Here is a 975-nt window from a genome sequence, read left to right as displayed (position 1 = left end):
ACGCCAATCTCAACTTTAAATAAGCTTTTCAAATTGAATCGGCGAATAACCACATTTTTTATTCATAACGACGCAGACCGTATGTGACAAAATCTTTCTGATAAAACGATGCGATAAGTGCCATAAATCTCTTGCCCTTACTTTTTGAATATTAAAGCGATCAGTTAATTGACCAATGACCGTTTCAATTTTCCTTCGTGCTCTCATAAGCAACCTCATTGATTCTTGAGATCTAGAGTCCGGCATATTCTTTCTTAAAGGAGTTTGTAGATCAACATACTGAAATTTATAGTATTCTTTCAAGCTGGGTCTTAAGTAACCTTTATCTGCACCTAGTAACCCATGAATATTTTCTGTGATTTCTGGTGCAACATCACGCTCATCTACATTTGCTGGAGCGAAAGTATAGCCAGTAATCATACCCTCCAAATTAATTACAAGATGCCCTTTAAAACCATAGTATTTCTCTTGTTGTGCAGCACAATAACTAAAACCTGCATGTTCTTTGAAATTCTTGTGTCTTTTTGCTCGACTATAACGACAAACAGGTATAGGAAATCCATCAATAAAATGAATATGATCCTGACCATAATGTGCAGTTAATTGGGCTGTGATTTTTTGATGAACTTGCCATAAGTTTGCACAATGCTTACAAAAGTTAGGATATGAACCTAAATGAGGGAACCAACTTAAGTAATTGTTTTTAAAAAATATCCATATGCTTTTATCCGTATCCATTTTGAGACACTCACCAACAATTTGCATTGTGATAATTTCAATATCGGTTAAAGCAGGTGGAAAACCACGTTTTCTTAATGGTTCAGAGACTATAGTTGGGTAAATTTCCTCTATGATTAAATAGACAATGATGATAAATTCTTCAGTGGACATAACTGTAATTTTATTTTCATAGACGGATTTAAAATGAGGTTATGTCCTTTTTATTTCAATGACTTAAAAAGTTGAGATTGGCGT

Annotated in this window: 1 protein-coding gene; it reads right to left on the bottom strand. The window is 33.9% G+C overall.

The window, feature by feature from the left end; all coding sequences use genetic code 11:
* Positions 1-15: 15 nt before the first annotated feature.
* The gene (locus MF4640_RS18770; protein WP_067730024.1) at positions 16-891 is read right to left on the bottom strand and encodes an IS982-like element ISAba825 family transposase; all 876 of its coding nucleotides are present in this window, start codon (positions 889-891) and stop codon (positions 16-18) included.
* Positions 892-975 lie beyond the last annotated feature (84 nt).

Origin of the sequence: Acinetobacter sp. MF4640 (assembly GCF_002018895.1) — a bacterium.
Taxonomy (GTDB): domain Bacteria; phylum Pseudomonadota; class Gammaproteobacteria; order Pseudomonadales; family Moraxellaceae; genus Acinetobacter; species Acinetobacter johnsonii.
The sequence above is the reverse complement of the archived record's forward strand: the minus strand, read 5'-3'. Positions and strand labels throughout refer to the sequence as shown.

Bases quoted from the DNA above. Each gene is read 5' to 3' on its own strand.
- MF4640_RS18770 (WP_067730024.1), bottom strand. From the start codon at position 891: ATGTCCACTGAAGAATTTATCATCATTGTCTATTTAATCATAGAGGAA.